Raw genomic sequence first — 8085 nt, forward strand, 5'->3', positions numbered from 1 at the left:
TTCGTCAAAAATCATTGCAGCCACCGCTGGATTTGCCTTGGTTTCAGCAACAAACCAAGTGCAAATCCTTTGTTTTAAAGCGGTTGCAGCTCTCTGTTTAATAGTGCTTAAGAACGTTCGAGCTCGATGTCCAAGCCCAGAGAGCGGATTTCCTTGACCAGCACGTTGAACGATTCGGGCATGCCCGCTTCGATCGAGTGCTCGCCCTTGACGATGGACTCGTACACCTTGGTACGACCGACCACGTCGTCGGACTTCACAGTCAGCATTTCCTGCAGCACATAGGCGGCGCCGTAAGCTTCCAGCGCCCACACTTCCATTTCACCGAAACGCTGACCACCGAACTGGGCCTTACCGCCCAGAGGCTGTTGCGTCACCAGCGAGTAAGGACCGGTGGAGCGGGCATGCATCTTGTCGTCAACCAAGTGGTGCAGCTTCAGGTAGTGCATATAGCCCACGGTGGTCGGACGCTCGAAGCGCTCGCCGGTGCGGCCGTCATACAGATACGCCTGAGTGCGTGTCTCGGTCAGGCCCTTGGCGGCAGCGATGTCGTCAGGGTAGGCCAGCTTCAGCATGTCCTTGATTTCGGCTTCGGAAGCACCGTCGAACACCGGCGTTGCGAACGGCACGCCCGTGGTCAGCTCCTTGGCCATGGACATGACTTCGCCGTCGTCCAGCTGAGACAGCTCTTCCTTGCGACCGCTGCGGTTGTAGATCTCTTCCAGGAAGGCGCGCACTTCAGCAGCACGGGCTTCCTTTTGCAGCATGTCGCCAATGCGCTGGCCCAGGCCCTTGCCGGCCCAGCCCAAGTGCACTTCCAGCACCTGACCGATGTTCATACGCGAAGGCACGCCCAGCGGGTTCAGCACGATGTCGGCAGTGGTGCCGTCGGCCAGGAAAGGCATGTCTTCCACAGGAGTGATCTTGGAGACTACACCCTTGTTACCGTGACGGCCGGCCATCTTGTCACCGGGCTGCAGACGACGCTTGACGGCCAGGTAGACCTTGACCATCTTCAGCACGCCGGCAGGCAGCTCGTCGCCCTGTGTGAGCTTCTTGCGCTTTTCTTCGAAAGCCAGGTCGAAGGTGTGACGCTGCTGCTCGATGGAGTTCTTGATGGACTCCAGCTGAGCGGCCACATCGTCTTCGGCAGGGCGAATGTCGAACCAGTGGAACTTCTCCACGCCGTCCAGATAGGCCTTGTCGATCTTGGCGCCCTTGGACAGCTTCTGAGGACCGCCGTTGGCCACGCGGCCGGTCAGCAGCTTCTCGATACGGTCGAAAGCGTCGGCTTCCACAATGCGCAGCTGGTCGTTCAGGTCCAGACGGAAGCGCTTGAGTTCATCGTCGATGATCTGCTGGGCGCGCTTGTCGCGCTGGATGCCTTCACGCGTGAACACCTGCACGTCGATCACGGTGCCTTGCGAGCCCTGATCCACACGCAGAGAGGTGTCCTTCACGTCGGAAGCCTTCTCGCCGAAGATGGCGCGCAGCAGCTTCTCTTCAGGCGTCAGCGTGGTCTCGCCCTTGGGTGTGACCTTGCCCACCAGCACATCGCCGGGTTGCACTTCGGCGCCCACGTAGATGATGCCGGACTCGTCCAGGCGGTTCAGTTGCTGCTCGGACAGGTTGGGGATGTCGCGTGTGATTTCTTCGGCACCCAGCTTGGTGTCGCGAGCCATCACCACCAGCTCTTCGATGTGGATCGAGGTGTAGCGATCGTCAGCCACGATGCGCTCGTTGATCATCACCGAGTCTTCGTAGTTGTAGCCGTTCCAGGGCATGAACGCGATCAGCATGTTCTGGCCGATGGCGATTTCGCCCAGGTCGGTCGAAGCGCCGTCCGCCAGCACATCACCCTTGGCCAGCTTGTCGCCACGGCTGACGATGGGGCGCTGGTGGATGTTGGTGTTCTGGTTGGAACGCTGATACTTGATCAGGTTGTAGATGTCCACGCCGACTTCACCGGCCACGGCTTCGTCGTCGTTCACACGGATCACGATACGGGTGGCATCGACATAGTCCACGATACCGCCGCGCTTGGCAGTGACCACGGTGCCGGAGTCCACGGCAGCAACGCGCTCGATACCGGTACCGACCATGGGCTTTTCAGGACGCAGCACAGGCACGGCCTGACGCGACATGTTGGCGCCCATCAAGGCACGGTTCGCATCGTCGTGTTCCAAGAAGGGAATCAGCGAGGCGGCCACGGACACGATCTGCGCAGGCGACACGTCCATGTACTGCACGCGCTCGGCCGACACCAGGGTCGATTCACCGGCTTCACGAGCCGACACCAGCTCGCCCACCAGATTGCCTTCGGCATCCAGATCGGCGTTGGCCTGGGCGATCACGTACTTGCCTTCTTCGATGGCCGACAGATAGTCGATGTCCATCGTCACCTTGCCGTCCACCACGCGACGGTACGGGGTTTCGATGAAACCGTACTCGTTGAGGCGAGCGTACAGAGCCAGCGAGTTGATCAGACCAATGTTGGGACCTTCAGGCGTTTCGATAGGGCAGACGCGGCCATAGTGGGTCACGTGCACGTCACGCACTTCAAAGCCTGCACGTTCGCGGGTCAGACCGCCTGGGCCCAGGGCGGAAACACGACGCTTGTGCGTGATTTCTGCCAGAGGGTTGGTCTGGTCCATGAACTGCGACAGCTGCGAGGCACCGAAGAACTCCTTCAGGGCCGCAGAGATGGGCTTGGAGTTGATCAGGTCGTGAGGCATCAGAGGCTCTTGCTCGGCCTGACCCAGACGTTCCTTCACAGCCTTTTCGATACGCGCCAGACCGGTGCGGTACTGGTTCTCGGCCAGTTCGCCCACGCAACGCACGCGGCGGTTGCCCAGGTGGTCGATATCGTCGACTTCGCCACGGCCATTGCGCAGGTCCACCAGGATCTTGACCACGGCCAGGATGTCTTCGTTGGACAGCACCATGGGACCGGTCGCGCCTTCGCGGCCGATCTTGGCGTTGAACTTCATGCGGCCCACGCGCGACAGATCATAGGTGTCGGCGTTGTAGAACAGGCGCTGGAACAGGGCCTGCACGGCGTCCTCGGTAGGAGGCTCGCCAGGGCGCATCATGCGGTAGATGGCAACGCGGGCAGCGAACTCGTCCACGGTTTCATCGGTGCGCAGGGTCTGCGAGATGTAGGCGCCCTGGTCCAGTTCGTTGGTGTAGATGCACTGAACGTCCTGCACACCGGCGCTGCGCAGCTTCTTGAGCAGGGCTTCGGTCAGTTCTTCGTTGGCCTTGGCGATGATTTCGCCGGTATCGGGATCAACGATGTTCTTGGCCAGCACACGACCCAGCAGGAAGTCTTCGGGCACGCTGACGAACTTGGTGCCGGACTGCTCCAGCTCGCGGGTGTGGCGAGCGGTAATGCGCTTGTCCTTGGCGACCACGACCTTGCCGGACTTGTCGGTGATGTCGAAACGCGCGACTTCGCCCTTCAGGCGATCGGCCACGAATTCCATCTGCGCACCGCTGTCCATCAGGCGGAAGTTGTCGTTCACGAAGAACGTTGCCAGGATGGTCTCGGGCGTCATGCCGATGGCCTTCAGCAGGATCGACACGGGCATCTTGCGGCGACGGTCGACGCGGAAGTACAGCAGGTCCTTGGGGTCGAACTCGAAGTCCAGCCAGGAGCCGCGGTAAGGAATGATGCGAGCCGAGAACAGCAGCTTGCCCGAGCTATGGGTCTTGCCCTTGTCGTGCTCGAAGAACACGCCAGGCGAACGGTGCAGCTGAGACACGATCACGCGCTCGGTACCGTTGATGATGAACGAACCCTTGTCGGTCATCAGGGGCACTTCGCCCATGTAGACCTCTTGTTCCTTCACTTCCTTGACCACCTTGGACTGAGCCGTGGAGGACTCGCGGTCATAGATGATCAGCTGGACCTTGGCGCGGACAGCGGAGGCGAAGGTCAGACCACGGGTCTGGCATTCACGCACGTCGAAAGCGGGCTTGGCGAGGTTGTACTCGACAAACTTCATCTCCACAAAACCATTGTGGGAGACGATGGGGAAGGCGGAATTGAAGGCCGCTTGCAGGCCATCAATGGTACGTTTTTTGGGGGCTACATCTGCCTGCAGGAATGCTGTATAGGCATCTTTTTGCATCTGCAGCAGATAAGGCACTTCGAGCACGCTATCGCGGCTCCCGAAGCTTTTGCGGATTCGCTTGCGTTCGGTATAAGAATAGGCCATGAGATCTCCGGGCAAAGACATGAGTCCTGGGTCTGCGACGACTGCCCCACAGGGTTCTCCTGCGGGCTTGGCGGTTGGCCACTACCAACCATGGCTGACGGCGATGCGTTGCACATCGCCCGAACCAAGGCATCTTCTGCTGTCGGATTGTCAGAAGACACTAAAAAGCAGACTCCCTAGGAAACCTGCTTTTTGGTGTGTTCTTTAAGCGCACTCCACAAGCGCCAAAGGCTGGAGACCCTTTTACGAGTCTCCAGCCCTTGATTTCACTGAATTACTTCAGTTCAGCCTTGGCACCGGCTTCAACCAGCTTCTTCACAGCGGCTTCAGCGTCAGCCTTGGGAGCGGCTTCCTTCACGGTCTTGGGAGCGCCGTCGACCAGATCCTTGGCTTCCTTCAGACCCAGGCCGGTGATTTCGCGCACAGCCTTAATCACGGACACCTTGTTAGCGCCAGCGTCGGTCAGAACGACGTTGAACTCGGTCTTTTCTTCAGCAGCAGCAGCGCCACCAGCAGCGCCGCCAGCAGCGGGAGCAGCCATAGCAGCGGCGGACACGCCAAACTTCTCTTCAATAGCCTTGACCAGGTCGTTCAGTTCCAGAACAGTCATGCTGTCCAGGGCGGTCAGGAATGCGTCTTTATCGAATGCCATTTTGATTTCCTAAAATTGGTTGGTTTTGCCGAGCACTCAGGCTGCGGCTGTTTCTGTTGCCGCTTCGGCAGAGCCTTCGCCCTTCTTGGCCGCCAGAGCGCCCAGCACAACGGCTGTACGCGAGATAGGCGACATGAGCAAGCCGCACAGTTGTGCGAGCAGTACTTCCTTGGAGGGGATGTTTGCCAGTTGCTTAACGCCGTCGATGTCCAGGGCCTTGCCTCCGAACGCGCCACCGCGAATCACCAACTTGTCGTTGGTCTTCGCGAAGTCGGCCACCACCTTGGCGGCAGCCACTGCGTCTTCAGAGAAGCCATAGATCAGGGGACCAGTCATCTGGTCAGCCACCACGTCAAACGCGCTACCGGCAACAGCACGGCGGGCCAGGGTGTTCTTCAACACGCTCAGGCTCACACCCTTGCTGCGAGCATCGGCACGCAGTTTGGTCATGTCGGCGACCGTGATGCCACGGTATTCCGCGATCACAAGCGTTTGAGCTTTAGCGGCGAGGCTGGTCACTTCGTTGATGACCGCTTCTTTCTCACTGCGATTAAGACTCAAGGTCTACTCCTTCAAATGCATATGCAAGGCAAGCCCTGCATACACGCTCTTGTTGCAGCGACCAACTGTTTAGGAAAAATTTCCATCTGCAGCGGGATCGCCATCTGCGTTGGCCTTCGTGATTAAGTGATCAAATCACACCAACGGTCTTGGATGACCTGCGGGAGCAACAACTCCCGCAGCCCACCACACCAGATGAGCAAAGCTCATCTGACGATTTCTAGCAATTACGCCGAGATGGATTGTGTATCGACGCGAACGCCCACACCCATGGTCGACGAAACAGCCACCTTGCGCAGGTACAGACCCTTGCTGGAAGCAGGCTTGGCCTTGTTCAGTGCATCGATCAGAGCAGCCAGGTTGCCCTGCAGCTTGTCGGCATCGAACGAACGGCGACCGATCGTGCCGTGCACGATACCAGCCTTGTCCACGCGGAACTGCACCTGACCAGCCTTGGCGTTCTTCACGGCCGTAGCGACGTCAGGAGTCACGGTGCCAACCTTGGGGTTGGGCATCAGGCCGCGGGGGCCCAGGATCTGACCCAGCTGACCCACAACGCGCATAGCGTCGGGAGCAGCGATCACCACGTCGAAGGGCATGTCGCCGGCCTTGACTTGAGCAGCCAGGTCGTCCATGCCGACCACGTCAGCGCCGGCGGCCTTGGCTTCTTCAGCCTTGGCGCCTTGTGCGAACACAGCCACGCGAGCAGTCTTGCCGGTACCGTGAGGCAGCACCACGGCGCCACGCACCACTTGGTCCGACTTCTTGGCATCCACGCCCAGTTGCACGGCCACGTCGATGGATTCATCGAACTTGGCAGTTGCAGCTTCCTTCACCAGCGCCACGGCGTCAGCGAAAGAGTACAGCTTGTTGGAATCAACCTTGCCCTGGAGAGCTTTTTGCTTCTTGGTCAACTTGGCCATTTACACACCCTCCACGATCACGCCCATCGAACGGGCAGAACCAGCCAGCGTACGCACAGCAGCGTCAACGTCAGCGGCGTTCATGTCCTTCAGCTTGGTCTTGGCGATTTCTTCCAGCTGAGCACGTGTGATCTTGCCAACCTTGTTCTTCAGAGGATTGGAAGAGCCCTTGTCCAGCTTCACAGCCTTCTTGATCAGAACGGTTGCGGGAGGGGTCTTGATGATGAACGTGAAGCTCTTGTCAGCAAAAGCCGTGATCACCACGGGCAGAGGCAGGCCGGGCTCGACACCTTGGGTCTGGGCGTTGAACGCCTTGCAGAATTCCATGATGTTGAGGCCGCGCTGACCCAGCGCAGGACCGATGGGAGGAGAAGGATTGGCCTTACCAGCTGGCACTTGCAGCTTGATGAAGCCGACGATTTTTTTCGCCATGTTGAGCTCCTTACGGGTATAGCGCCATTTGCAATATCTGCAAACAGCTCCCCGAGGTTGCTGACTCTACAAAAAAGCTTCGCATCGAGTCAAAAAATGCGAAGCCCTAGATTCTATTGCGAATCTCAAGTTTTCTCAACTTGAGAGAATTCCAACTCCACAGGAGTCGCGCGGCCAAAGATGGTGACCGAGACACGCAGACGGTTCTTTTCGTAGTTGACTTCCTCGACGGAGCCGTTGAAGTCCGCGAACGGACCTTCCTTGACACGAACCATTTCGCCGACCATGAACTCGACCTTGTGGCGGGGCTTTTCGGTGCCCTCCTGCATCTGGTCGACGATCTTGCGAACTTCTTCTTCAGAAATGGGGGCAGGACGGTTCTTGGCACCGCCGACGAAACCGGTCACCTTGCTGGTGTGCTTCACCAGGTGCCAGGTATCGTCATCCATCACCATTTCGACGAACACATAACCGGGGAACAGGCGGCGCTCTGTGGTGCGGCGAGTGCCGTTGCGCATTTCCACCACTTCTTCGGAAGGCACCAGGATGCGGCCAAACTTGGACTGCATGTCCGAGCGAGCAATACGCTCCGCAATATTGCGCTCGACAGCCTTCTCCATACCCGAATAGGCATGGACGATATACCAGCGCAGATCGGGATTGGCGGGTCCCGCTGCTCCACCATTCACATCTGTTTCGACTGCATCAGCCATTACTTCCTCCAGCCCAAAATCAAGTCGTACAAGACCCATTCAAGCGTCTTATCGGTGAACCACAAGAACAAGGCCATCACCACCACAAACGCAAAGACATACAGTGTCATCTGCATGGTTTCCTTGCGGGTGGGCCAGACCACCTTCTTCACCTCACGCCAAGCATCACGAGCAAAGCCAATGAAGCGCTTGCCCGGCTCAGAGATCAGAAACACGCCAGCAGCCAGCACCAGGCCGACAATCAGAGCCGCCCACTGAACCAGCGCACCTTGCTTGCTCAACAGATAAAAGCCAGCAATAGAAGCAACAACTAAAGCCGCAACAGCGGCTAATTTTGCTTTGTCAGCAGCAGAGCTGACTGTTTCAACCTGAGTAGTGGCCATATTTTGTTTCAAATGCACAAAAATGTGCAATTTCAAGACACAAAAGCCCGCCAAAGGCGGGCTCTTGTTGATTCCACCATTAAGAGGTGGCAGGGGCAGTAGGAATCGAACCTACAACCTTCGGTTTTGGAGACCGACGCTCTGCCAATTGAGCTATACCCCTACAAATCAATTATGCAATGATCGTGGCAACCACACCGG

7 protein-coding genes and 1 tRNA gene are annotated in these 8085 nt (G+C 58.2%); all 8 read right to left on the reverse strand.

From position 1 onward, the window contains the following. Positions 1 to 107 precede the first annotated feature (107 nt). The 8 genes from rpoB to Cth01_RS20290 all read right to left on the reverse strand — a co-directional run bounded on the left by rpoB (position 108) and on the right by Cth01_RS20290 (position 8047). Positions 108 to 4220: a DNA-directed RNA polymerase subunit beta gene (rpoB, locus tag Cth01_RS20255; protein ID WP_003065687.1), complete on the reverse strand. Its 4113-nt coding sequence runs from the start codon at positions 4218 to 4220 to the stop codon at positions 108 to 110. Between the two features lie 274 nt (positions 4221 to 4494). Beyond that, the gene (gene rplL, locus Cth01_RS20260) at positions 4495 to 4872 is read right to left on the reverse strand and encodes a 50S ribosomal protein L7/L12 (protein ID WP_003065690.1); all 378 of its coding nucleotides are present in this window, start codon (positions 4870 to 4872) and stop codon (positions 4495 to 4497) included. A 36-nt stretch (positions 4873 to 4908) separates the two neighbouring features. Beyond that, positions 4909 to 5433 carry a 50S ribosomal protein L10 gene (gene rplJ, locus Cth01_RS20265; protein ID WP_003065692.1) on the reverse strand — a complete coding sequence of 175 codons (525 nt, stop codon included), beginning with the start codon at positions 5431 to 5433 and terminating at the stop codon, positions 4909 to 4911. A 227-nt stretch (positions 5434 to 5660) separates the two neighbouring features. After that, complete coding sequence (rplA, locus tag Cth01_RS20270) at positions 5661 to 6356, reverse strand: 50S ribosomal protein L1 (protein WP_003065693.1); 696 nt, start codon at positions 6354 to 6356, stop codon at positions 5661 to 5663. Then, entirely contained in the window at positions 6357 to 6788 is a 432-nt protein-coding gene (rplK, locus tag Cth01_RS20275; RefSeq protein ID WP_034359623.1) for a 50S ribosomal protein L11, read from the reverse strand. It abuts the gene before it with no gap. A 125-nt stretch (positions 6789 to 6913) separates the two neighbouring features. Further along, a complete protein-coding gene (gene nusG, locus Cth01_RS20280; RefSeq protein ID WP_003065695.1) occupies positions 6914 to 7501 on the reverse strand; it encodes a transcription termination/antitermination protein NusG in 588 nt (195 codons plus the stop codon). Continuing rightward, a complete protein-coding gene (gene secE, locus Cth01_RS20285; protein WP_012836790.1) occupies positions 7501 to 7884 on the reverse strand; it encodes a preprotein translocase subunit SecE in 384 nt (127 codons plus the stop codon). The genes nusG and secE overlap by 1 nt, the downstream gene beginning before the upstream one ends. Positions 7885 to 7971: 87 nt before the next feature. After that, positions 7972 to 8047, reverse strand: a tRNA-Trp gene (locus Cth01_RS20290). Positions 8048 to 8085 lie beyond the last annotated feature (38 nt).

Source organism: Comamonas thiooxydans, assembly GCF_000964545.1.
Lineage (GTDB): Bacteria > Pseudomonadota > Gammaproteobacteria > Burkholderiales > Burkholderiaceae_C > Comamonas > Comamonas thiooxydans.